We start from the raw sequence: 24,122 nt of genomic DNA, 5'->3' as shown, positions 1-24,122 counted from the left end.
GGGTCGAATTCGCAATCGCGTTGCGCGTAGATCGGCCTACCATTGCGGTTTGTAGAAAATTTGTGCGGAGTTGTGTGAGAGGGAGGGCGGCCGTCATGGGACGCATCGTCGTCATCAGCACCGGCGGGACGATAGCCAGTCGCTGGCAGGGTTCCGGGTTCGCGGCCGACGCCGACGGGGCCGAGGTCATGGCGACCGCGCCGCTGCCCGAAGGCGTCACCATCGAGGTCGTCGACCTGTTCAGCGTCAACAGCCCCCGGCTGACCACCGCCCACCAGCTGACCCTGCTGCGGACCGTGCACGAGGTGCTGGCCGACCCCGGTGTGGAAGGCGTCGTCGTCACCCACGGCACCGACACGCTGGAGGAGTCGGCGTTCTTCGTCGACCTGCACCACCACGACGCCCGGTCGGTCGTCTTCACCGGTTCGCAGCGGCCCATGGGCGCGGCGGACGGTGACGGTCCCGGCAATCTCTACGATGCCCTGCTGACCGCGGCGACCACGCGGGGGCTCGGTGTCCTGATCGCCTTCGCGGGGCGCGTGCACGCCGCGCGCGGGACGGTCAAGACGCAGGCGGTGGCGCTGGACGCCTTCGCCGACCCGTCCAAGGAACTGCTCGGCAAGGTCGGCTTCGGGAAGGTCACCGTGCTGCGGAACCCGGTCCGGCCGGAGCCGCTGCCGCTGCCGGCGATGCCCGAGGAGCCGGAAGGGCCGCCGCGGGTGGACGTCGTCATGCACCACGCGAGCGGTGACCCGGTGCTGCTGAACGCCGCGGTGGCGGCGGGCGCACGGGGCATCGTGCTGGTCGGCACGGGGGCGGGGAACGCGACGCCGGAGATCGTGGACGCGGTGAAGGCCGCGATCGGGCAGGGCGTGCTGGTGGCGCTGACCACGAGGGTCGGCGCCGGGCCGGTGACGGAGATCTATACCCACGGGGGCGCGGTGGACCTGGTCGAGGCCGGGGCCGTGCCCACGGGTACGCTGAGGGCGCCCCAGGCGCGGATGGCGGTGCTCGCCGCACTGCTGGCCGGGGGCGACGCGGCGGAGCGGGCGGGAGTGCTGCGCCAGGCGCTGGCGGCCGGGGGGCCGGTGCTGGTCTCCGCCTGACGGCAGCACGTACCGGGGTTGGCGGCGGGCCGATGAGGAGCTGATGGCACAGCGGGGGGATGCCGGTCCGCCGGGGGGCGAGGCCGGCGGGACGGCAGCGCCACGGGCCGCCGGCACATGGGACTCGGCGCTGTCGTCGCAGGAGTTCGCGGCGGTCAAGGGCGTCGGGTTCGAGCCGGTCGGGCAGGTGCTCGGCACGGCCGTCTTCAACATGGGCTACACCGGGCAGTGGGGCTGCCCGGGCGCGTGGTCGGACGCGGGCGACACGCCGGCGCCGCCCTCGCCGTGGGCCTCGACCCTGTCGCAGTCGGTGCGCGCGATGTACGAGGCGCGCAGGCTGGCGCTGGCCCGCGCGGTGGCCGAGTGCCGCGCGCTCGGCGGCGACGGGATCGTCGGGGTGCGGCTGCGGATCGGCGAATTCCCGGCGGGAGGCCTGGAGTTCACGGCACTGGGCACCGCGGTGCGGGCCCGCTCGCGCATCCGGCCGGGCCGGCCCTTCACCTCGCACCTGACCGGCCAGGACTTCGCCAAGCTCCTGCACACCGGATGGGTTCCCACCGGACTCGCCTTCGGCATCGCGCACCGCATCCGGCACGACGACTGGCGCACCGCGGGCCGCACCCGCTGGACCGCCGGGAACCAGGAGGTCGACGGCTACACCCTGCTGGTCAACCGCGTCCGCCGGGACGCCCGCGCACAGTTGGCCCTCGACGCCGCGAAGCACGGCGGCGACGGTGTGGTGGTGGACGACGTGCGGTTGACGGTGGGCGAGAGCGAGTGCCCGGCGTACGCGTCCACGCGCGACCTCAGCGCCGAGGCGGTCTTCGTCGGGACCTCCATCGCCCGGTTCCGCCGCCCGCAGCGGCCCGCCGGGCCCAAGCCACTGACCATCATGAGACTGGAGCGCGAGCACTGACATGAGCGAGCGAACGGGGCGGGAACTGATCGGGGAAGCAGGGGGGCCGGCCGACGAGGGCCTGCCCGAGGACGCGATGCGGCGGCTCGCACAGCTCCAGCCGGGGGAGCGGGGCTCCCTGTTCACCTCCGACCTGAGCGTGAACGAGTTCCTGCTGGTGCGCGAGGTCGGCTTCCGCCCGCTCGGCCTGGTCCTCGGCTCCTCCGTCTACCACGTCGGCATCCAGCTCGGCCGCTGGTCGAAGAACCAGGAGCTGACCAAGCTCTCGCAGGCCATGTACGAGGCGCGGGAGCTGGCGATGAGCCGGATGGAGGCGGAGGCGAGCGCGCTGGGGGCGGACGGGATCGTGGGGGTCCGGCTGGACATCGAGTTCAAGGAGTTCGGCTCGGACATCGCCGAGTTCATCGCGGTCGGCACGGCCGTGAAGGCGGACGGCGCGGACCCGGGCCCGGGCGGGACCTGGCTCAACAACAAGGGCAAGCCGTTCACCTCGAACCTGTCCGGCCAGGACTTCTGGACGCTGGTCCGGGCCGGATACGCGCCCCTGGACATGGTCATGGGGTCGTGCGTCTACCACGTGGCGCACCAGCGCTTCGCCCAGGTGCTGAGCACCTCGGGCCGCAACGTCGAGATCGAACCGTTCACCCAGGCGCTCTACCACGCGCGCGAGCTGGCGATGAGCCGCATGCGGGCGGAGGGGCAGGCCCTGGAGGCCGAGGGGATCGTGGCCGTCGACCTGCGGCAGCACTCGCATTCCTGGGGCTCGCACACCACCGAGTTCTTCGCGATCGGGACGGCGGTGCGCCCGCTGCGCGAGGACCACGTCATCGACCGGCCGACCATGGTGCTGGGCCTCGATGGCTGAGCGGGAAGTGGAACTTCTGGCCGCTGCGCTGCGGCGGGACAGCGCGGACCTGGACCTGTACGTCAGGGTGCTCGCGGCGAACCTGGCGGACTCGCTGCCGCCCGGCACGGTGCGGATCGAGCGCAGGCGCTCCGTGGCGCAGCGGCTGGCCGGGCGCGAGGGCCCGGTCGCCGCACTGGACGTCGAGCTCGGGGAGCGGCGGCTCTCGCTGCGGACGGACCGGGGCCGGGTGGCCGGGGAGATCTGCCACACGGTGCGGGGCATCGTGCTCTCGAGGCGCCCCGTCGGCCTGGACGAGTGGATCGACGCCCTGGCCCGGTCCCTGGCCGAGGCCGCGGCCTCGAACGCCCGGGCCCGCGAGGCCGTCGAACGCTTCCTGGACGGGCCGCGGCCCTAGGAAGCGCCGGGCCCCGTGCGCCTAGGAAGCGGTGAACGCCGCCAGGAGGCGGTCCGCCGCCAGGGTGGGGGTCAAGGTGCCCGCCCGGACCGCCGATTCCAGGCCCGGGGCCAGGCCCCGTACGGCCGGGTTCGAGCGGAGGCGCTCCAGCAGTTCGTCACGGACCATCGACCAGGTCCACTCCACCTGCTGCGCCGCCCGCTTCGCCGTCAGACGACCGCCCGCGTCCAGCAGCACGCGGTGCTGTTCCAGGCGGTTCCAGACGTCCTCCAGGCCCGTCGACTCGCGGGCACTGCACGTCAGGACCGGCGGGGTCCACGCGGCGTCGGCCGGGTGCATCAGGCGCAGGGCTCCCGACAGCTCGCGCGCCGCCGACTTCGCGTCGCGCTCGTGCGGGCCGTCCGCCTTGTTCACCGCCAGGACGTCGGCCAGTTCCAGGACGCCCTTCTTGATGCCCTGGAGCTGGTCGCCCGTACGGGCCAGCGAGAGCAGGAGGAAGGAGTCGACCATGCCGGCGACCGTGGTCTCGGACTGGCCCACGCCCACGGTTTCGACGAGGACCACGTCGTAGCCCGCCGCCTCCATCACGATCATCGACTCGCGGGTGGCCTTCGCGACCCCGCCCAGCGTGCCCGCCGAGGGAGAGGGCCGCACGAAGGCCGCCGGATCGACGGCGAGGCGCTCCATCCGGGTCTTGTCGCCCAGGATGGAGCCGCCCGTGCGGGTGGACGAAGGGTCGACCGCGAGGACCGCCACCCGGTGGCCGAGCCCCGTCAGCATCGTGCCGAACGCGTCGATGAACGTGGACTTGCCCACGCCCGGCACGCCGCTGATGCCGATCCTGCGCGCCCGCCCCGCGTGCGGGAGGAGCTCCGTCAACAGCTGCTGCGCCAGCACCCGGTGCGCGGGCAGGGTGGACTCGACGAGGGTGATCGCGCGCGCGATGAACGCGCGCTTCCCGTCGAGTACGCCCTTCGTGTAAACGGCAACGTCGATCTTCGCCACCCGCGTCAGCCGCCTACAGCTCGTGGCCCAGGTCCGCGGCCAGCCGCGTCACCAGGTCGTGGGCGGCGTCCGGGATCACCGTTCCGGGCGGGAACACCGCCGTCGCACCCATTTCGAGGAGGGTGGGGACGTCCGCCGGCGGGATGACCCCGCCCACGACGATCATGATGTCCTCGCGCCCCTCCTCCGCCAGCGCCTCGCGCAGCGCCGGTACGAGGGTCAGGTGCCCGGCGGCCAGCGAGGAGACGCCCACCACGTGCACGTCCGCCTCGACGGCCTGGCGGGCCACCTCCCCCGGGGTCTGGAACAGCGGGCCGACGTCCACGTCGAAGCCCAGGTCGGCGAAGGCGGTCGCGATCACCTTCTGGCCGCGGTCGTGCCCGTCCTGGCCCATCTTGCAGACCAGGATGCGCGGACGGCGGCCCTCCGCCTCCTCGAACCGGTCGAGGAGCGCACGGGTGCGCTCCAGGGACGGAGACTCGCCTGCCTCGGTTCGGTACACACCCGAGATGGTACGGATCTGGCTCGCGTGCCGCCCGTACACCTTCTCGAGGGCGTCCGAGATCTCACCGACCGTCGCCTTCGCGCGCGCCGCGTCCACCGCGAGCGCCAGGAGGTTGCCCTCGCCGCGCTCCGCCGCGTTCGTCAGCGCCCGCAGGGTGTCCTGCGTGACCGCCTCGTCGCGCTCCTCGCGCAGCCGCCGCAGCTTGGCGATCTGCTGGGTGCGCACCGAGGAGTTGTCGACCTTCAGGACGTCGATCTGCTCGTCCGTCGCGACCCGGTACTTGTTCACGCCGATCACCGGCTGGCGGCCGGAGTCGATGCGGGCCTGCGTCCGGGCCGCCGCCTCCTCCACCCGGAGCTTGGGGATGCCCGCGTCGATGGCCTGCGCCATGCCGCCGGCCGCCTCGACCTCCTGGATGTGCTGCCAGGCGCGGCGGGCCAGGTCGTAGGTGAGCTTCTCGACGTACGCGCTCCCGCCCCAGGGGTCGATGGAGCGGCAGGTCCCCGACTCCTGCTGGAGCAGCAACTGGGTGTTGCGGGCGATGCGCGCGGAGAAGTCCGTCGGCAGCGCGAGCGCCTCGTCGAGGGCGTTGGTGTGCAGCGACTGCGTGTGGCCCTGGGTGGCCGCCATCGCCTCGATGCAGGTGCGCGTCACGTTGTTGAAGACGTCCTGTGCGGTCAGGGACCAGCCCGAGGTCTGCGAATGGGTGCGCAGCGAGAGGGACTTGGCGTTCTTCGGGTCGAACTGCTTGACCAGGCGCGCCCACAGCAGGCGGGCCGCGCGCAGCTTGGCGACCTCCATGAAGAAGTTCATGCCGATCGCCCAGAAGAAGGAGAGGCGCGGCGCGAAGGCGTCCACGTCCAGCCCGACGGCCTGGCCGGCCCGCAGGTACTCCACGCCGTCGGCGAGGGTGTAGGCCAGCTCCAGGTCGGCCGTGGCCCCGGCCTCCTGGATGTGGTAGCCGGAGATCGAGATGGAGTTGTACCGCGGCATCTTCTGCGAGGTGAAGGAGAAGATGTCCGAGATGATCCGCATCGAGGGCTTCGGCGGGTAGATGTAGGTGTTGCGGACCATGAACTCTTTGAGGATGTCGTTCTGGATGGTCCCGGCGAGCTTGTCGGGGGAGACGCCCTGCTCCTCCGCCGCCACGATGTAGAGGGCGAGGACCGGAAGCACCGCGCCGTTCATCGTCATCGACACGGTCATCTTGTCCAGCGGGATGCCGTCGAACAGCTGGCGCATGTCGTAGATCGAGTCGATCGCCACGCCCGCCATGCCGACGTCGCCGGTCACGCGCGGGTGGTCGCTGTCGTAGCCGCGGTGCGTGGGCAGGTCGAAGGCGATCGACAGGCCCTTCTGGCCCGACGCGAGGTTGCGCCGGTAGAAGGCGTTGGACTCCTCGGCCGTGGAGAAGCCCGCGTACTGCCGGATCGTCCAGGGCTGGTTGACGTACATCGTCGGGTACGGCCCGCGCAGGTACGGGGCCACGCCCGGGTAGGTGTGGAGGAAGTCCAGGCCCTCCAGGTCCCGGCCCGTGTACAGCGGCTGTACGCCGATGCCCTCGGGCGTCTCCCACAGCAGCTCGGCGGCGTCGGAGCCGGTGGACTCCTTCAGCGCCGTGCGCCACTGGTCCTCGGACCCGGCGGCCGGGGCCGCGCCGTCCAGCGCGAGTTCGGAGAAATCGGGGATCCCTGTGCTGCTCAAGACGGCACTCCCATCCGGTCGAGTACGGAGGACAGCACGGCGACCGCGTCGCAGCCCGCGAAGACGTACTCGTCCACGGCCGCCGCGGCGGTGCCGGGCTTGCCCGCGAGGAACACGGTGCTCGCGCCCGCCGAGCGCAGGGCCGCGACCACCGCCTCGGCCTGCTCCTCGTACAGCGCGTCGCTGGAGCAGAGCACGGCCATGCCGTCCGCGCCGCTCGCGGCGTACGCCGCCGCGGCCGTTTCCGGGGTCACCGACACCGGGTCGTGCACCGGGGTGACGCCGCCCGCCTGGAACAGGTTCGAGGCGAAGGTGGCACGGGCGGTGTGCGCGGCCGCCGGGCCCAGGGCCGCCAGGAAGATCGTGGGCCGGGCGCCCGTCGCCGCCAGGTGGGCGTCGCTGCGGGCGCGCAGGGCCTCGTACGCCTCGTCGCGCCGCACGCGCGGCAGTCCGCCGGTGAGCGGGGCCGGCGCGGGTTCGCGTACGACCGGCTTCTCGGAGAGGTGCGGGAACTCGCTGACCCCGGTGATCGGTTCGCGGCGCTTGGCCAGCTTCTTGGAGCGCTCCGCCCAGGTGGCGGCGAGGCGATCGGCGACCAGGCCGGAGCGCAGGGCGGCGGCCTGGCCGCCCGCCTTCTCCACGGTCTGGAAGAACTCCCAGGCCGCGTGGGCGAGTTCGTCCGTGAGCTGCTCGACGTAGTACGAGCCGCCGGCCGGGTCGATCACGCGGGCGAGGTGGGACTCCTCCAGCAGGATCGTGGAGGTGTTGCGGGAGATGCGGCGCGCGAACGCGTCGGCCAGTCCGAGCTCCTGGTCGAACGGGAGCACGGTGACCGCGTCCGCGCCGCCCACGCCCGCCGCCATGCAGGCGATGGTCGTGCGCAGCATGTTCACCCACGGGTCGCGGCGGGTCATCATCACCGGCGAGGTGACGGCGTGCTGGCGCTGGGCGCCGGCCGCGGGGGTCCCGCAGGCCTCGGCGACCCGGGCCCACAGGCGCCGGGCGGCGCGCAGCTTGGCGATCGTGAGGAACTGGTCGGCGGTCGCCGCGTAGCGGAACTCCAGCTGCCCGAAGGCCGCCTCCGCGGTGAGGCCCGCGCCGGTGAGGGCGCGCAGGTACGCGACCCCGGTGGCCAGGGAGAGCCCCAGCTCCTCGGCGGCGCTGCCGCCCGCCTCGTGGTAGGGCAGGGCGTCGACGGTCAGGGCGCGTACGTGGGGCCAGGCGGCCGTCTCCGCGGTGAGCGCGGCGGCTTCCGCCAGATCCAGGGCGCGGCCCGTGCGGGCCTCGTGGCCCAGCGGGTCGGCGCCGAGCGAGGCGCGGGCGGCCTCGGGGGCCACCCCGCGCTCGGTGTACAGCGCGAGCAACGCCCGCGCCGCCTCGGCGTACTGGGCCCCGGGGTCGAGGGAGACGGGCGCGAGGTCGAGGTAGACCCCCTCCAGGGCGCGGGCCAGGCCCTCGGCCGGGAGGCCGGCGTCGCCGACGGCCAGCCACAGCGAGGTGGTGCCGTTCTCCAGGTCGGCCAGGGCCGCCTCGTTCACCCGTACGGGATCGGTGCCGGCGATCCGCTGTCGGACGTCCCAGCCCGAGGCGGCGCCGCCCTCGGCACGTCCGCCCCGTACGAAGGGTGCGAAACCGGGGAAACCGGTGTCCGGGGAGGTTTCGGGCGCGGTGTACAGCGGGCGGGTGGTGAGCCCGTCCTCGAGCTTCGTGGACAACGCGTCTTCCGCTGCCTCGCCGGAAACTTCCTTGCCCGACTTGCGCAGGACGCCCTCTACAAGGCGCTGCCACTGCTCATGCGTCGCGTCAGGGAACTCGGCGGCCAAGGAGAGCCCGTCATCAGGCAGGACCGTCATGGCTCGAATGTTAGGGGGGTCCATGTGAACGACCTATAACCACCGGATGTGATCTCGCCCTCTCATGTGAGACGGGAGGGGTCACGGAAGAGCGGGGCGAGCAGGACGGTCGCGGAGGCTACCGGGAGTACGGCGGGCCCCGCGTGCGGGGCGACGATCCGCCGCCCGTAGCGGTCGGGGTCGCCGGCCGCCTCGCGGATCTCGTCGAGGTAGCCGTCGTGCAGGATCGCGGAGAGCTCGCTGACCACCATGACGGCCGGGTTGAACACGTCGAGGAGCAGGGCGGCGGCCCGGCCGACGGTACGGGCGCGTTCGCGCAGCAGCCGGTCGGCGCGGGGGTCGCCGGTGGCGGCCGCGTCGACGAGGAGGTTGACGGAGGGGTCCGGGACGATCCCGCGGCGCACGGCCTCGGCGCCGAGGACCGTGTCGGAGGCGCTCGCCTGGAGACAACCCGTACGGCCGCACGCGCAGGGGGTGGGCGAACCGGGGACGGGCAGGTGTGCGACGTCGCCGGCGGCGGCGCCGGGGCCCTGGTGCACGGTGCCCTCGATGCCGAAGGCGGCATCGACGACGTTGCCGATGAAGAGGTGGAGGAGGCTGGAGCGGGCCTCGGGGCGGCCGAAGAGGATCTCGGCGTGGGCGATGGCGCGGGCGTGGTTGTCGACGGAGACGGGCAGGCCGAGGCGGTCGCGGAGCCCGGCCGCGAGGGGGACGTCGCGCCAGCCGAGCGCGTCGTGGCGGACGACGGTGCCGTCGCCGGGGCGGACCCAGCCGCCGAGGGCCGCACCGAGGCCGAGGAGGGGCCGGTCGGTCCTGAACTCGCGCAGGAAGCGGTCGAGTTCGGTGGCGATGAGCTCGGGGAGCCGGTCGGGCGACTGCCCGGCGTGCGGGAAGGCCCGGCGGACGAGGACGCGGCCGCGGAGGTCGACGAGGCTGAAGGTGGAGGCGGGCACGCCGATGTGCAGGCCGGCGGCGAGGGGGCCGCCGACGGGGCCGGTGTGGAGGTCGAGGGGGATCCGGGGCCGGCCGGGACCGCCGGGACCGCCGGGCTCACCGGCCTCGCCCCGCGCCACGTCGCGGCCCTGGGCGTCGCCCGGACCTTCCAGAACCTGGCGCTCCCCCCGCACACCACGGTCGCCGACAGCCTGCTCCTGGGCCGCCACCGGCTGATGCGGTCGGGGTTCCTGGCCGCCGGACTCTCGGAGATGTATATAAGAGCCAGACGGTGTACACCGGCAAGGCCGGACCCGACGCCGCCGTGGACCGGGGCTGGCTGCTCGGCCACTTCAAGGAGCCCGGCGATCCGCGCCACAGCGAGGACGTGGAGATCAAGTGGGGCGTGCACCCCAAGGGTGACGAGCGGGCGCGGTGGGTGCGCGGCGAGTCCCGCACGGCGCTGCAGGTGCTGATCAGCGGCCGGTTCCGGCTGGAGTTCCCCGGCCGCAGCATCGTGCTCGCCGAACAGGGCGACTACGTCGTGTGGGGACGCGGCGTGGACCACTCCTGGTACGCGGAGGAGGACTCCGTGGTGCTCACCGTGCGCTGGCCCTCGCTGCCCGGCTACCGGACCGAGGACCAGTCCGGCCGGACCTCCGCTCCGAACCCCGTGTGACCATGGTCCCGCACCTGCCCGGCAGCCTGTGACGATGCCCACGAAGGCGGCCAACGATCACAGAACGCTGCGATCGTGAAGGTGTAGACCATATTTCGAGACGTTCAGCGTTCAGTGTTCAGGCGTTCTTTGCGACGGGCCGTTCCCCGGTGAAGATCCGAACCACCAGGGAGCTCGTCCGTTGGCAGCAATCGCACGGTGGTGCATGCGGCACCGCCTCGTCGTCGTCCTGCTCTGGAGCCTCGCGCTCGGCGGGACCGCCGCGGCCGCGGTCGGCGCGGGAACGGCGTTCTCCAACGACTACGAGGTCCCCGGCACCGAGTCCAGCAAGGCGCACGCCCTGCTCCGCGAGGGCTTCCACGGCCAGGGCGGCGATTCCGACACCATCGTGTGGCGGGCCCCGGACCACCAGAGCGTGCGTACGCCCGCCGTCGAGGAGCGCATGGCGCGGGCGCTCGACTCGATAGCGGCCCTGCCCGGCGTCGGATCGGTCGCGGGCCCCTACGGCACCGAACCCGAGAGCGCCGCCCGGATCAGCGCCGACGGACGGACCGCCTACGCCGTGGTCACCTTCGACCGGCAGGCCGACTCGGTCCCCAAGTCCGAGGCGAAGGCCGTGGTGGAGGCCGCGAAGAACCCGACGACCCAGGCCGACGGCCTCCAGGTCGAGCTCGGCGGCCGCGCCATCGGCCTCACGGAGGCGCCCGGCGCGCACCTCGCCGAAGCCATCGGCGTGGCCATCGCCGCCGTCGTGCTCTTCCTGGCCTTCGGCTCGCTGGCCGCGAGCCTGCTGCCCATCGCGACCGCGTTGGTCAGCGTCGGCACCGCCTATTTCGGCATCACCCTCCTCGGGCACGCGATGCCGGTCGCCGACTTCGCCCCGATGCTGGGCACCCTGGTGGGCCTCGGCGTGGGCATCGACTACGCGCTGTTCATCGTCACCCGCCACCGCAAGGGCCTCCAGCGCGGACTCCCGGTCGAGGAGGCCGCCGAGAACGCCGTCGCCACCACCGGCCGGGCCGTCGTCTTCGCCGGGGCCACCGTCTGCATCGCGCTGCTCGGGATGCTCGTGCTGCGGCTGAACTTCCTCAACGGCGTCGCGATAGCCGCCTCCCTCACCGTGGTCCTGACCGTCGCCGCCTCGGTGACCCTGCTGCCCGCTCTCCTCTCCTGCATCGGCGCGCGGGCCCTCTCGCGCCGTGAGCGCCGCAGACTGGCCGCCGAGGGCCCGCGGGCCGAGTCCGCCACCGGCTTCGCCGCCCGCTGGTCCGCCTTCGTCGAGCGCCACCCCAAGCTGCTCGGCATCCTGGCCACGGCGGTCATGGCGGTGCTGGCGCTGCCCATGCTCTCGCTCCACCTGGGCACCTCCGACCAGGGCAACAACCCGGCCACCTCCACCACCCGCAAGGCGTACGACCTGCTCGCGGACGGCTTCGGCCCGGGAACGAACGGCCCGCTGACCGTGGTCGCCCGCCTCGAAGGCGCCGGCGACCGACTGGCCGTGGACCGGCTGGCCGATTCGCTCCGCACGGCCGGGGGCGTGGCCTCCGCCGGACCGGCCGTCTTCAACCGGAGCGGCGAAACGGCCGTCATCACCGTCGTGCCGGACTCCCCGCCGCAGTCCCGGGCCACGAGCGACCTGGTCGACACGCTGCGCGAGGAGGTCATCCCGCGCGCCGCGCAAGGCAGCTCCATGCAGGTCCACGTGGGCGGCGTGACCGCCGGCTACGACGACTTCGCCGCCGTCATCATCGGCAAACTGCCGCTCTTCGTCGGGGTGGTCATCGCGCTGGGCTGCCTCCTGCTGCTGCTGGCCTTCCGCTCCATCGGCATCCCGCTCAAGGCGGCCGCCATGAACGTCGCCGCCGTCGCCTCCTCCTTCGGAGTCGTCGTCGCGGTCTTCCAGTGGGGCTGGGGCAGCGAACCGATGGGCCTGGGCAGCGCCGGCCCCATCGAGCCCTTCCTGCCGGTGATCATGGTCTCGGTGCTCTTCGGACTGTCCATGGACTATCAGGTCTTCCTCGTCAGCCGGATGTACGAGGAGTGGCTGGAGACCGGGGACAACAAGCGGGCCGTGCGCGTCGGCCTCACCGAGACCAGCCGGGTGATCAACTCGGCGGCGGTCATCATGATCTCCGTCTTCCTGGCCTTCGTGCTCAGCGGCGACCGGCTCATCGCCATGTTCGGCATCGCGCTGGCCGTGGCCGTCGCTCTCGACGCCTTCGTCCTGCGCACCCTCCTGGTCCCGGCCCTCATGCACATGCTCGGCGGCGCCAACTGGTGGCTGCCGGCCTGGCTGGACCGCCGGCTGCCGCGCATCAGCATCGAACCCCCCGAACGCCGGCCCCGTGCGACACTTCCGGCACAGCGGGCCGGCGCCTCCGCAGCCACGAGCGAGGACGGCAACGAGCCCGCCACAGCATCCCGGTGACGCGGTGAACCGCCGCCCGAACCCCAAGGACGAGCCCGCATGTTCTCGACAGACCTCGCCGAAGGCGCCCAGCTGTTCCCGCTGGAGATCCGGCACGCCGAGGAGCTCCTGGCGCACATGGACCGCGGCCGGGAACACATCGGTCGGTTCGTCGGACTGCCGGACGTCGTCGCCGACCTCGAAGGGGCCCGGTCCTACCTGGCCGCCTACGCGCAGAAGGCGGCCACCGACACCGGGCGGCTCTACGGCATCCGGGTCGACGGCGTCCTCGTCGGCGGGGTCCTCTTCCGCACCTTCGACACCGCGAGCGGCACCTGCGAGGCCGGCTGCTGGCTGGAGCCCGCCATGGTCGGCCGCGGCCTGGTGACCAAGGCCTGCCGGACCATCATCGACTGGGCCTTCCGGGAGCGCGGCATGCACCGCGTCGAGTGGCACGTCGCCTCCGGCAACAAGAAGAGCATCGCCGCCGCCGAGCGCCTCGGAATGACCCGCGAGGGCGTCCTGCGGGAGAACGACCTCTACCGCGGCGCCCGCCAGGACACCGAGATCTGGTCGGTCCTCGCCCACGAGTGGCCCCCGGCCCCGACCGCGTAACCGCGTCCCCGGCACCTGCCGTTGCCGCACCCGCCCCCGGGTCCCCCGAGGACCGCGGGCGGCCGGGTGCGGGCGGTCCCGCCGGATTCTCAGAAACCTCTCATACAAGCCGCCTACGGTGCCCCGCATGGACACCACGAAGACCCCCGCCCCGACCGCTCCCGAGGCGGACTCCCCGGCCGACCTGAAGAAGGCCGCCGCCGACGAGTCGACCGCCCCGGTCGCCGCCGACCCCGCCGTCGAGGAGATCCTCGACGAGGACCTCGAGGACGACCTCGACGACGAGCTCGACGCGCCCGCCGAGGGCGGCAGTGGCGTCGCGGCCGCGGCCTCGGCCGTCGTCGCCGCCGGTCTCGGCCTGATCGCCCTCAGCGGCAGCTGGGTCTCCCGCGTCGTGGCCGAGCGCACCACCCTCGTCGGCCAGATCGGCTCGGCCAACGCCACCAGCACCGAGGAGAAGATCGAGGCGCTGTACGGCAACGCCTGGCAGATCACCGCCCTGGTCAACGGTGTCCTGTCGACGATCGCGCTGCTCATCGCCGTCTTCGTCCTGGCCCGCCCCGCCTTCGGCGCCCCCGGCCGTACGCTCCCCACCTGGGTCCGTGCCGTGTCCTGGGCCGCCGTGGTCCTCGGCGCCCTCGGCGTGATCGTCTTCGGCGTCATGTACTTCCTCCCCCTCCCCAAGGCCGCTTAGACCTAGGCCGCCTAGGCACTGCCTTAGTCCGCTTCGGGGACCCGCGGCCCCGGACTAAGGACCCCCGGTCCGCCCGGATGCGGCATGCTCCCGATGCGCGGGTACCCCCTGGGAAGCGAATCTTGGATCACACCGAACGAGGTGCCGAGAAACGCAACCAGGGAGTACGAGATGTTCGAGTACGAGATCGCCACCGCCCGCCGCGAAGACCTCATCCGTGAGGCCGACGCGTACCGCCTGGTCCGGGAAGCGAAGAAGGCCCGCCGCGGCTCCTCTCGGTTCCAGGAATCCGAAGGGCCGGTGAGAAGCCTGCGGGGCAGCTTCACCCGCGCCGCGTAACCCGCGCCGCGAACCGCGTGAACGGCCGCGTGATGAGCAGCGCACCGATAACAAGTGCCGATGGGCAGGGCCTCTGTGCGATGCTCGGCGGCGTGGAAACCAGATCTGTCAGCCCGGTGTTCGTCGGCCGAGCCGACGAACTGGCCGTACTCACCGACGCCCTGACGCGCGCCACCGGCGGCCAAGAGCCGCAGGCACTGCTCGTCGGCGGCGAGGCCGGGGTCGGCAAGACCCGCCTCACCGAGGAGTTCCTCTGCGAGGCCGACCGCCGCGGCGCGGTCGTCGCCGTCGGAGGCTGTGTGGAGATCGGGGCGGAGGGCCTTCCCTTCGCCCCGTTTTCGACCGCCCTGCGCACCCTGCACCGGCTGCTCCCCGCCGAACTTGCCGCAGCGGCCGCCGGCCAGGAGGACGAGCTCGCCCGCATCCTCCCCGAACTCGGCGAGACCCCGCGCGGCCCCCACGACGAGGAGAGCACCGCCCGGCTCTTCGAGCTGACGGCCCGGATGCTGGAGCGGCTCGCCGCCGACCGCACCGTCGTCCTCGTCCTGGAAGACCTGCACTGGGCGGACACCTCCACCAGGCACCTGCTCTCGTACCTCTTCAGGGCGCTGGGCAGCGGCCGGCTCGTCCTGGTCGCCACCTACCGCGCCGACGACGTCCACCGCCGCCACCCGCTGCGCCCGCTCCTCGCCGAGCTGGACCGGCTGCGCACCGTCCAGCGCATCGAGGTGGCCCGCTTCAACCGCGCCGAGGTCCGCCGCCAGCTCGCCGGCATCCTCGCCTCCCAGCCCGACGAGGACTTCGTCGAATCGGTCTTCGACCGCTCCGACGGCAACGCCTTCTTCGTCGAGGAACTCGTCGCCTCCCGCTCCAGCGGCTGCGTCACCGGCCTCACCGAATCCCTGCGCGACCTCCTCCTCGTGCGCGTCGAAGTCCTCCCGGACGCCTCGCAGCGCGTCGTGCGCATCGTCGCCGAAGGCGGCTCCACGGTGGAGTACGGGCTGCTGCGCGCCGTCACCGGGCTCACCGAGGACGAGCTGATCGAAGCCCTGCGCGCGGCGGTCGGCGCCAACATCCTCCTCCCCACCTCCGACGGCGACGGCTACCGCTTCCGCCACTCCCTGGTCCGCGAGGCCGTCTCCGACGACCTGCTGCCCGGCGAGCGCGCCCGGGTCAACCGCCGCTACGCCGAGGCACTGGAGGCCGACGACTCGCTGGCCCGCGCCGAGGAGCGCGTCATCCGGCTCGCCAACTACTGGTACTACGCCAACGACGCCGTCAGGGCACTGCCCGCCGTCCTCGCCGCCTCGGTGGCCGCCCGCCGCCGGCACGCCTACGCCGAGCAGCTGCGCCTGCTGGAGCGGGCCATGGACCTGTGGGAGGGCGTACCGGAGGAGGTGCGCCGCGAACTGCGCCCGGCGGACTACACCGAGGTGTACCCGCCCTGCGGCTGCGACCCCGCGACCACCCCGCTGCAGCGCCTGGACCTGCTGGCCGAGGCCACCGTCGCGGCCCGCTTCGGCGGCGAACGCGAACGCGCCCTGAAGATCACCAAGATCGCGCTGCGCTCCCTCGACGACGGCCACGACCCGCTGCGCGCCGCCTGGTTCTGGACCGAGCGCTCCCGGCTCGTCGCCAGCCTCGCCCGCGGCGACGGCTGGGAGGAGCTCGCCACGGCACAGGAGCTCGTCCGCGGGCTGCCCCCGTCCCAGGTGCACGCCGAGGTCCTCGTCCGGGCCGCGAGCTGGGGCATGCTCCACGACCCGGGCCCCGACAACCTCGCCGCCGCCGAACGCGCCGTGGAGTACGCGCGGAAGGTCGGCGCCGAGGAGACGGAACTCAACGCCCGGATCACCGTCGGCACCCTGCTCACCGACGCCGGGGAAGCCGAGCGCGGTCTCGCCGAGCTGTACGCGGTCAAGGACCGGGCCGCCGAACTCGGCCTCGGCGTTCTGACGGGACGCGCTCATGTGAACCTCACCTCTCAGTTGGAAAGCATGGGCCGGTCCCGCGAAGCCGTGGAACTGGCAGAACAAGGTGCCGAACTGGTCAAGAAGTCCCAGCTGATGGACTCCGAGGCCTGGGTCCGCGGGAACCTGGCCGAGAGCCTCTACAGCCTCGGCCGCTGGGAGGAGGCCGCGAAGGAGGCCCGGCTCACCATGAGCCTCGTCAGCAGCGCCGCCCCGCGCGCCGCTGCCGCCGCACGCCTCTCCTACCTGGCCCTGGCCCGCGGCGAGATCACCGAGGCCGCCGGCCAGCTCACCGCCGCCCGCGCCCACTTCGGAGCGCACGACGGCCAGCCCCAGCACCGGATCCCGATGTTCCGCCTCGGGATCGGCGTGGCCGCGGGGGAGGGCCGGATCGCCGACGTCCGCACCCAGGTCGGCGAGGCAGTCGCCGACGGCTTCCCGCTCGGCCACCACCGCTACGCCTGGCCGCTGCTGCTCGCCGCCGCCACGGCCGAGGCCGACGCCCGGGGCCTGCCGTCCGCCGAAGCCGGCCGGGACCAGGCGCTCGCCGTCCTCGCCGCCGCCGCCCGCGCCCTGGAGGCCCCGGTCCCGGTGTGGGCCGCCCACGCCGAGTTCCTCCGGGCCGAGCTGCTGCGCGCCGAGGACCGGGACACCGTCGCCGACTGGACGGGCGTCGAGGAGTCGGTCCGCCCCTTGGAGCGCCCGTACCTGCTGGCCAGGGCCAGGCACCGGCTCGTGGAGGCCCTGCTCGCCGCCGGCGGCGACCGGGAGGCCGCGGCCGGGCTGCTCCGCGAGGCCCACACGACGGCGGAACAGCTCGGCGCCCGCCGGCTCCGCGAGGACCTGGCCCTGCTCGCCCGGCGCGCCCGGCTCCCGCTCACCCCCGTGCACACCGCCAAGGACGCTCCGCCGCCCGAAGTCGACCCCGTCGAGGCGCTGGGCCTGACCAGCCGCGAACGCGACGTGCTGCGCCTGGTCGCGGCGGGCCACACCAACCGCCAGATCGCCGAGGAGCTCTTCATCTCCCCGAAGACGGCAAGCGTGCACGTCTCGAACATCCTGGCGAAGCTGGGTGTCGCGGGCCGCGGCGAGGCGGCCGCCCTGGCCCACCGGCTACGGCTCTTCGGCCCGCCCGCCCCGAAGGCGGCCCACGCGACGCGCTAGTGCGGTGGACCTTCCCGGTCACAGCACTAGAGCCCCGGGTGCTCCTCCGGGTGCTCCTTGGGGCGTATGAGCACGGTGCCGGAGTCCAGATCTATCGGACCCTTTCCCGGGTCGCCGTCATTCACGTCGACCCGGGAGAGCTCCAGCCGCTTCTTCTCGTCGTCCGCGTGCTTGCGTCCCGGGCTGAAAATCTCCTCGATCATGTTGAACATCGCGCCCACCGTGCCTTTCGTCCCCCCGTCGGGGCCCGCCGGTCATCGCACCGTCAGTGTCAGGATCCTGTCGTCGCCCGATTCCGGCGACCCGCGCCCGTCCGTCTCGCTCGTGACCAGCAGCAGCTTGTCCCCGCCCAGGGCCACCACGGTCCGCAGGCGGCCGTACTCACCCTCCAGGAAGGCCTCGGGCTCCGCCACCGGGTTCGCCCCGGCCAGCGGAATCCGCCAGAGCCGCTGCCCCCTGAGCCCGGCCATCCAGACCGAGCCCTGCGCCCAGGCGATCCCGCTCGGCGAGGCCTGCTCGGTCTTCCACACCGCCACCGGATCGCGCATCCCCGGCTTTCCGGCCTTGCCCTCGGCCTCCGGCCAGCCGTAGTTCGCCCCGGGCTCGATCAGATTCAGCTCGTCCCAGGTGTTCTGGCCGAACTCGGCCGCCCACAGCCGTTTGTCCTTGTCCCAGGCGAGCCCCTGCACATTGCGGTGCCCGGAGGAGTAGACGACCGAATCGGCCTCCGGATTGCCGTGCACCGGCTGTCCGTCCGGGGTCATCCGCAGGATCTTGCCGCCCAGCGACTCCTTGTCCTGGGCCAGCCCGGTGTCCCCGGCCTCGCCCGTCCCGGCGTAGAGCATCTTGTCCGGGCCGAAGGCGATCCGCCCGCCGTTGTGGATCATCCCCTTGGGGATTCCCCGGAACACCGTGTCGGGTGCGCCCAACTGCTCTCCGACCGGTCTCTTGTCGTCATACCGGAGCCGGGCGATGCGGTTGTCGGACTCGGTCGTGAAGTACGCGTACACCATGCGGTCCGAGGCGAAGGAAGGGGACAGGGCCAGGCCCAGCAGCCCGCCCTCGCCGGCCGGGGCCACCCCGGGCACCTTGCCGACCTGGGTCACCTCGCCCGTGCCCACATCGACCCGGCTGATCGTCCCCTTGTCCCGCGAGGCGATCAGCAGGTTCCCGTCGGGCAGCGGAGCCACCCCCCACGGGGACTCCAGGCCCTTGGCGGCCACGCCCGTCACCGTCACCCCGCCCTTGGCCGGCGGGCCGGCCTCCGAGGGGGAGGCGGACGCCCCGCCGGAGGCCGCCGGCGCGGGGGAGGCCGCATCCGGTGACGAGCCTCCCGGCCGGGCCCCGGCGCCGCCCGGCGGCGAGCACCCCGCCGCCAACAGCGCCCCGCACCCGGCCAGGGCGAAGGCCGCCAGCACTCCGCGCGCCCCGGCCCGACCCGGCGCCGGGCCGCGCACCTGGTCCTGGCCCCAGTCCTGGCCCCAGTCCTGGCCCCGCTCCTGGCCCCAGTCCTGGACCCGGTCCTGGCTCCGCTCCTGGCCCCGCTCCCGGTCCTGATTCCGTTCGTATCGCATCGCCGTGCTCCCCTCCGGTCCTCCGATCGTGCCCTTCACATGACTCAACAGCCACGGCCGTTCCCGAAGTTCCGCCACTCGTACACTCGATCGAGTGGTCGTGGGTCGGCCCGGGCCTCAGCCCCGCGCCTCAGTCCCACGCCTCAGTCCCAGGCCCCCACCGGGTCCGGCAGTCCCGACAGCTCGGCCAGGTCCTCCGCGGTCAGCAGGACCTCCGCCGCCCGCGCGTTCTCCGCCGCCCAGCACGCCTGCCCGGTTCCGGGCACCGGAACCACCTGCGGACCCTGTGCCAGCACCCACGCCAGTGCCGCCTGCGCGGCCGTGACCCCGGGCCCGTGCCGCCGGGCCACCCGCCGCAGCCCCGCCACCAGCACCTGGTTCGCCGCCATCGCGTACGCCGTGAACAGCGGATGGCGGGCCCGCACGTCCTGCGCCTCGAACCCCTCGCCCGGGGTCAGCGTCCCGGTCAGGAACCCGCTCCCCAGCGGCATCGCAGCCAAGAACCCCACCCCGCGCGCCGCGCACCACGGCAGCAGGTGCCGCGCCGCCTGCGGCGACCACACCGACAGCTCCGCCTGCACCGCGCTCACCGGGAACACCTGCTGCGCCCGTTCCAGATGCCGCAGGGTCGCCCCGTACGACCGGTCCCCGAGCCGCCCCGCGCCCGGCCCGGTCCCGGCGCCCAGCGCGCAGAAGCCGAGCGCCCGCACCTTCCCCGCGCCCACCAGCTCCGCCAGCGCGCCCCACGACTCCTCCACCGGCACCTCCGGGTCCACCCGGTGCAGCTGGTACAGGTCTATGACGTCGGTGCGCAGCCTGCGCAGCGAGGCGTCGCAGGCCCGCCGCAGGTACCCGGGCCGGCCGTCCGCCACCACGTGCCGCCCGTCCGCCCGCAGCCCCGCCTTGGCGGACACGAAGGCGTCCTGGCGGCGCTCCCGCAGCACCCGCCCGAGCAGCAGCTCGTTCGTGTAAGGGCCGTACAGGTCGGCGGTGTCCAGCAGGTTCGCGCCCAGGTCCAGGGCCGTGTGCACCGTCCGCAACGAGTCCTCGCGCCGCCTGCGCGCAGGCGCGTACGCCCCGCTCATCGGCATGCACCCGAGTCCGACGGCGCCCACCGTCAGCGCCCCCGACCCGATCGACCTGCGCTCCACCCCTGCGTCCCCCTTGGTCCTCCCGGTCCGGCACACAAACTAACGGCTCGATCCGGATCCCCTGGCATAGCCTCCTGATCATGACTGCAGAGATTCCCGAGACCCTCGACGTATGGCTCCCCTTCCCCGCCGAGGAGATCGAGGGGCTGCCCGATGCCTTCCGCTACCGCCTCTGGGACGGCGAGGAGGCCTTCCCGGCCGATCCGGCCGCCTGCGTCTTCTACGTCACGCCGTACATGAAGTCCCCGGCCGTCACCCTGCGCCCGCTGCCCGCGATGGAGCGCCTGCGGGTCGTGCAGACCCTCACCGCCGGCATCGACCACGTCCTGGGCGGCCTCGGGGACCTCGGCCCCGGCGTACGGCTGTGCAACGCCCGCGGCGTCCACGAGGCGTCCACCGCCGAACTGGCGCTCACCTTGACCCTGGCCTCCCTGCGCGGGATCCCCGGCATGGTGCGCGGCCAGGACCGCGAGGAGTGGCGCTTCGGGTTCTACGAGGCCCTCGCGGACAAGTCCGTGCTGATCATCGGCTACGGGGCGATCGGCTCGGCCATCGAGGACCGCCTCGCGCCCTTCGAGTGCGAGCGGATCACCAGGGTCGCGCGGACGGCGCGCACGACGGCGCGCGGGCCGGTGCACGCCCTCGCCGACCTGCCCCAACTGCTGCCCCTGGCCGACGTGGTGATCCTCTCCACCCCGCTCACCGAACAGACGCGGGGACTGGCGGACGCGGAGTTCCTGCGCCGCATGAAGGACGGGGCGCTGCTGGTGAACGTGGCCCGCGGCCCCGTCGTCGACACCAAGTCGCTCCTGGCGGAGGCGGAGTCGGGCCGGCTGCGCGCCGCGCTGGACGTCACCGACCCGGAACCGCTGCCTTCAGGCCATCCGCTCTGGCATGCTCCGGGTGTCCTGATCACCCCCCATGTGGGCGGCAGCAGCTCGGCGTTCGAGCCCCGGGCCAAGCGCCTGGTGGCCCGCCAGCTCCGCCGCTTCGCCGCCGGATCGCCCGTGGAGAACACGGTGTTGATCACGGAGTGACGGCTGGTGCGCACGCTCCGCAGTCGTGCGGATGCGCCCGGTGGGCACAACTCCCCAGTTGGTGACGGAGCGTAGAGAAGCTATGTCCCTGAGTGACGAAAGTGGTGTATCGTCCGGAACAAGGGGCTGCGGCGCGGTGGTCTGGCGCTGGGGAAGTGATCGGACACTTTGGGGGGCGACGGGCGATGTACGGCCAATGGGTGAAGGATCCGGTGCGGCGAAGCGGCCGCAAACGACGGTGCCGGGACTGGGGCACGCCGAAACCAGCCAGCGAGGGGGACCGGTGAGTGCCCCGGGGGCGGCGCTCCTGACCCGTCGGCCCCTCGCGGGCGGCGGCAAGGGTCTGGCGATGCAGCTCCTCCTCGCGGTGGTCAGCAGCGGGTACGGCGTGGGCGCCGCCCTCGGCTGGGGCTCCAAGGAACTCGCCGATTTCATGGGCGACTTCGGGCTCAGCGCCGCCGGGCTGCTGGCGGCAGTCTCCTGCTTCACGTACGCGCGGGCCATCGACAGCCGCGAGCGCCCGGCCTGGCTGCTGTTCGCGTTCTCCTCGCTCATGGGCAGCTGCGGAAACGCCGTCTGGGGCTGGTACGAGGTGGTCCTCGGTGAGAGCGTGCCGAAGCCCTCCATCGCGGACTTCGCCTTCCTCTGCTTCGCACCGCCCGCCATCGTGGGCCTGCTCGTCCTCGCCAAGCGCCCCGTCACCAGAGCCGGCTGGGTCTGCCTCGGGCTCGACTCCTGGCTCATCGGCGGCTCCCTGCTCACCCTCTCCTGGAGCCTGGCCCTCGCCCACGCGGCGCGCACCGCCCAGACCGGGGCCCCCGGCAGCGTCCCGCGTGCGGCCCTCTCGCTGGCCTATCCGCTCCTGGACATCGCGCTCGTCTCGATGGTGCTGGTGCTGCACTTCCGCCGCTCCGAGACCAACCGCTCCGCCGTGAACACCGCCATCGCGGCCCTCTCGCTGACCGTGCTCAGCGACGCGCTGTTCACCTCGCCCCTGCTCAGCGCCGAGTACCAGTCCGGCCAGCTCCTCGATGCGGGCTGGTTCGCCGGCTCGCTCCTCCTCGCGTACGCGCCCTGGGGCGCCCGCCGGCTCCACCAGGGCCCCGAGTCCGTCGCCCACGCGCGCGCCGAGCGGCCGCACAGCCGCCCCATCACCGGCTCCCTGCCCGCCCTGACCCCGTACCTCGCGGCGGCCGTCTGCACCCTCGGCATCCTCTACAACGTGGTGGACGGCCGGAAGGTCGACCGGGTCGTCGTCTTCACCGGCTGCACGGTCGTCCTCGCCCTCGTCATCCGGCAGGGCATCATGCTCCTCGACAACATCGCGCTGACCCAGGAGCTGGCCCAGAAGGAGAACCACTTCCGCTCCCTGGTCCAGGGCTCCAGCGACGTCATCATGATCGCCGCGCCCACCGGGACCCTGCGCTACGTCAGCCCCGCCGCCGCCGGGGTCTACGGCCGCGAGGCGGAGGAGCTGGTCGGCACCGAGCTGGCCGCCCTGATCCACCCCGACGACCTGGGCCGCGTCGTCCACGAGGTGCGCCGCTTCCTGGCCGCCCCGCCCGCCGAGGAGCCGACCACCCGCATCGAGTGCCGGTTCAAGTCCGGCGAGGGCGAGTGGCTCAACGTGGAGTCCACCGTCAACCGCCATCAGGGCGGGCTCATCCTCAACAGCCGCGACGTCACCGAGCGGGTCAGGCTCCAGGCGCAGCTCCAGCACAGCGCCGAGCACGACCCGCTCACCGACCTCCCCAACCGGGCCCTGTTCACCCGCCGGGTCCGCCAGGCCCTGACCGGCCGGCGGGCCGGGGACCACAGCACCGCCGTGCTCTTCATCGACCTCGACGGCTTCAAAGCGGTCAACGACACCATCGGCCACCAGGCGGGCGACGAACTGCTCGTCGAGGCGGCCCGCCGGCTCCAGGACTCGGTCCGGTCCGGGGACACCGCGGCCCGCCTCGGCGGCGACGAGTTCGCCGCGCTGATCCTGGGCGACGGCAGCCGCGACCGCAGCGCCCGCGAGTACCTGGTCCACGAGATCGCCGACCGGCTGCGCACCACGCTTTCCCAGCCCTACCGGATCTCCGGCAGCGAGGTCCGGGTCGCGGCCAGCATCGGCGTGGCCTTCGCCGACCCCGGCATCACCCCTTCGGACCTCATGCGCAACGCGGATCTCGCGATGTACCGGGCCAAGGCGGGCGGCAAGGACCGGGTCGAGATGTACGCGCCGCAGATGCAGGCCGAAGTCGTCCGCAAGGCGGAGCTGGCCGGGCGGCTGCGCACCGCGCTGCACGAGGGCGAGTTCGCGCTGCTCCACCAGCCCGTGGTCTCCCTGGCCACCGGCGAGATCTCGGCCGTGGCGGCGCAGGCCCGGTGGCGCTCCGCCCAGGGGATCCTGTTCACGCCCGCCGAGTTCCTGCGGGTCGCCGAGTACAGCGAGGGCGGCCACCCGGGCCACCCGGCCCTGCCGGACGCCTCGCGCACCGCCGAGTTGGGGCGGTGGCTGCTGGAGGAGGCCGTCGGGCAGGCCGCCGAGCGGCACCGGGCCGGGCACGACGTACCCGTGGCCGTCCGGATGACCGCGCAGCGGCTGCTGGACCGGTCGATGCCGCTGGGCTCGGTGGAGGCCCTCCTCACGCGCAACGGGCTGCCGTCGGGGGCGCTCGTCCTGGAGCTCGCCGTGTCCGACCCCAGGGTGCCCTTCGACGACCTGGAGCGGCGCCTGGCGGCGCTGCGGCGGCTCGGGGTCCTGATCGCCCTCGACGGCTTCGGCAGCGGCTACGCGGCCATCAGCGCGCTGCGCAGGCTCCCGGTGGACATGCTCAAGCTCGACCGGGGCCTGGTCGAGGGCGTCGTCGAGTCCGCTCGCCTCCACAAGATCACCGCAGGTTTGTTGCGTATCGCAAACGACCTGGGCATGCAGTCGGTGGCGGAGGGCGTGGACCTGCCCGAGCAGGTGCTGGCCCTGCGCGCGATGGGCTGTACGCACGGGCAGGGGATGGCCTTCTCGGGCCCTCTCGACGAGTACAGGCTGCGGCGGGCGCTCGTGAGAGGTACGTTCCCAGTACCGGGCGGTGCGGCCCAGCCAGCATTGGCCGGTGGTTCCCCAGGGGGCTCGATGGCCATCCACAGAGGCTCACATAATGAGACGCCCGTCCCACCCGCTTGACATCACCCTCCCGCCGGAGGGAGGGTCAGTGCCATG

Annotated in this window: 19 protein-coding genes and 1 pseudogene; 13 read left to right on the top strand and 7 right to left on the bottom strand. The window is 73.2% G+C overall.

Features of this window, described 5'->3' with window-relative positions; all coding sequences use genetic code 11:
- Positions 1–95: 95 nt before the first annotated feature.
- Genes DRB89_RS05605 through DRB89_RS05590 form a run of 4 tightly spaced genes read left to right on the top strand, consistent with a single transcriptional unit; the run spans position 96 to position 3,284 of the window.
- On the top strand, positions 96–1,106 hold the full coding sequence (locus DRB89_RS05605; protein ID WP_112447057.1) for an asparaginase: 1,011 nt from the start codon (positions 96–98) through the stop codon (positions 1,104–1,106).
- A gap of 43 nt (positions 1,107–1,149) precedes the next feature.
- Complete coding sequence (locus DRB89_RS05600; protein WP_112447055.1) at positions 1,150–2,022, top strand: heavy metal-binding domain-containing protein; 873 nt, start codon at positions 1,150–1,152, stop codon at positions 2,020–2,022.
- Position 2,023: 1 nt separating this feature from the next.
- A complete protein-coding gene (locus DRB89_RS05595; RefSeq protein ID WP_204357640.1) occupies positions 2,024–2,887 on the top strand; it encodes a heavy metal-binding domain-containing protein in 864 nt (287 codons plus the stop codon).
- A complete protein-coding gene (locus tag DRB89_RS05590) occupies positions 2,880–3,284 on the top strand; it encodes a hypothetical protein (RefSeq protein ID WP_112447054.1) in 405 nt (134 codons plus the stop codon). Before DRB89_RS05595 ends, DRB89_RS05590 begins: the two co-directional genes overlap by 8 nt.
- Positions 3,285–3,305: 21 nt before the next feature.
- Here DRB89_RS05590 and meaB read toward each other — a convergent pair whose 3' ends face one another.
- From meaB to DRB89_RS05570, 4 genes are all read right to left on the bottom strand, one after another.
- Positions 3,306–4,289 carry a methylmalonyl Co-A mutase-associated GTPase MeaB gene (gene meaB / locus DRB89_RS05585; protein ID WP_112447053.1) on the bottom strand — a complete coding sequence of 328 codons (984 nt, stop codon included), beginning with the start codon at positions 4,287–4,289 and terminating at the stop codon, positions 3,306–3,308.
- A 13-nt stretch (positions 4,290–4,302) separates the two neighbouring features.
- Positions 4,303–6,498: a methylmalonyl-CoA mutase gene (gene scpA, locus DRB89_RS05580; RefSeq protein ID WP_204357639.1), complete on the bottom strand. Its 2,196-nt coding sequence runs from the start codon at positions 6,496–6,498 to the stop codon at positions 4,303–4,305.
- On the bottom strand, positions 6,495–8,351 hold the full coding sequence (locus tag DRB89_RS05575; RefSeq protein ID WP_112447052.1) for a methylmalonyl-CoA mutase family protein: 1,857 nt from the start codon (positions 8,349–8,351) through the stop codon (positions 6,495–6,497). The genes scpA and DRB89_RS05575 overlap by 4 nt, the downstream gene beginning before the upstream one ends.
- 62 nt (positions 8,352–8,413) lie before the next feature.
- Positions 8,414–9,457: an ROK family protein gene (locus tag DRB89_RS05570; RefSeq protein ID WP_343234845.1), complete on the bottom strand. Its 1,044-nt coding sequence runs from the start codon at positions 9,455–9,457 to the stop codon at positions 8,414–8,416.
- Between DRB89_RS05570 and DRB89_RS46260 the strand changes: the two are divergent.
- The 7 genes and pseudogenes from DRB89_RS46260 to DRB89_RS45885 all read left to right on the top strand — a co-directional run.
- A pseudogene (locus tag DRB89_RS46260) lies at positions 9,401–9,550 on the top strand (ABC transporter ATP-binding protein); the annotation flags it as partial. The gene DRB89_RS05570 and the pseudogene DRB89_RS46260 sit on opposite strands and share 57 nt — an antisense overlap.
- 26 nt (positions 9,551–9,576) lie before the next feature.
- A complete protein-coding gene (locus DRB89_RS05565) occupies positions 9,577–9,963 on the top strand; it encodes a signal peptidase I (RefSeq protein ID WP_112447050.1) in 387 nt (128 codons plus the stop codon).
- 181 nt (positions 9,964–10,144) lie between these two features.
- A complete protein-coding gene (locus DRB89_RS05560) occupies positions 10,145–12,394 on the top strand; it encodes an MMPL family transporter (protein WP_112447049.1) in 2,250 nt (749 codons plus the stop codon).
- A gap of 39 nt (positions 12,395–12,433) precedes the next feature.
- Entirely contained in the window at positions 12,434–12,988 is a 555-nt protein-coding gene (locus tag DRB89_RS05555) for a GNAT family protein (protein WP_112447048.1), read from the top strand.
- A 127-nt stretch (positions 12,989–13,115) separates the two neighbouring features.
- Complete coding sequence (locus DRB89_RS05550) at positions 13,116–13,682, top strand: hypothetical protein (protein WP_112447047.1); 567 nt, start codon at positions 13,116–13,118, stop codon at positions 13,680–13,682.
- 141 nt (positions 13,683–13,823) lie between these two features.
- Positions 13,824–14,021, top strand: coding sequence for a hypothetical protein (locus DRB89_RS42715; protein ID WP_162688393.1), 198 nt, complete (start codon positions 13,824–13,826; stop codon positions 14,019–14,021).
- Between the two features lie 80 nt (positions 14,022–14,101).
- On the top strand, positions 14,102–17,155 hold the full coding sequence (locus DRB89_RS45885; protein ID WP_112447045.1) for a helix-turn-helix transcriptional regulator: 3,054 nt from the start codon (positions 14,102–14,104) through the stop codon (positions 17,153–17,155).
- A gap of 26 nt (positions 17,156–17,181) precedes the next feature.
- Here DRB89_RS45885 and DRB89_RS05540 read toward each other — a convergent pair whose 3' ends face one another.
- The 3 genes from DRB89_RS05540 to DRB89_RS05530 all read right to left on the bottom strand — a co-directional run bounded on the left by DRB89_RS05540 (position 17,182) and on the right by DRB89_RS05530 (position 19,880).
- Positions 17,182–17,367, bottom strand: a complete 186-nt coding sequence (locus DRB89_RS05540) for a DUF6191 domain-containing protein (protein ID WP_112447043.1) — start codon at positions 17,365–17,367, stop codon at positions 17,182–17,184.
- 42 nt (positions 17,368–17,409) lie between these two features.
- Entirely contained in the window at positions 17,410–18,729 is a 1,320-nt protein-coding gene (locus DRB89_RS05535) for a PQQ-dependent sugar dehydrogenase (RefSeq protein WP_204357638.1), read from the bottom strand.
- A gap of 143 nt (positions 18,730–18,872) precedes the next feature.
- A complete protein-coding gene (locus DRB89_RS05530) occupies positions 18,873–19,880 on the bottom strand; it encodes an aldo/keto reductase (RefSeq protein WP_112447041.1) in 1,008 nt (335 codons plus the stop codon).
- Positions 19,881–19,960: 80 nt separating this feature from the next.
- Between DRB89_RS05530 and DRB89_RS05525 the strand changes: the two genes are divergently transcribed.
- Both DRB89_RS05525 and DRB89_RS05520 read left to right on the top strand, forming a co-directional pair.
- Entirely contained in the window at positions 19,961–20,917 is a 957-nt protein-coding gene (locus tag DRB89_RS05525) for a 2-hydroxyacid dehydrogenase (protein ID WP_112447039.1), read from the top strand.
- A 349-nt stretch (positions 20,918–21,266) separates the two neighbouring features.
- Positions 21,267–24,086, top strand: a complete 2,820-nt coding sequence (locus DRB89_RS05520) for an EAL domain-containing protein (protein ID WP_112453211.1) — start codon at positions 21,267–21,269, stop codon at positions 24,084–24,086.
- Positions 24,087–24,122 lie beyond the last annotated feature (36 nt).

It is taken from the genome of Streptomyces sp. ICC4, from assembly GCF_003287915.1.
GTDB classification, from domain to species: Bacteria; Actinomycetota; Actinomycetes; order Streptomycetales; family Streptomycetaceae; genus Streptomyces; species Streptomyces tritrimontium.
This window is presented reverse-complemented; position numbering and strand designations above follow the sequence as displayed.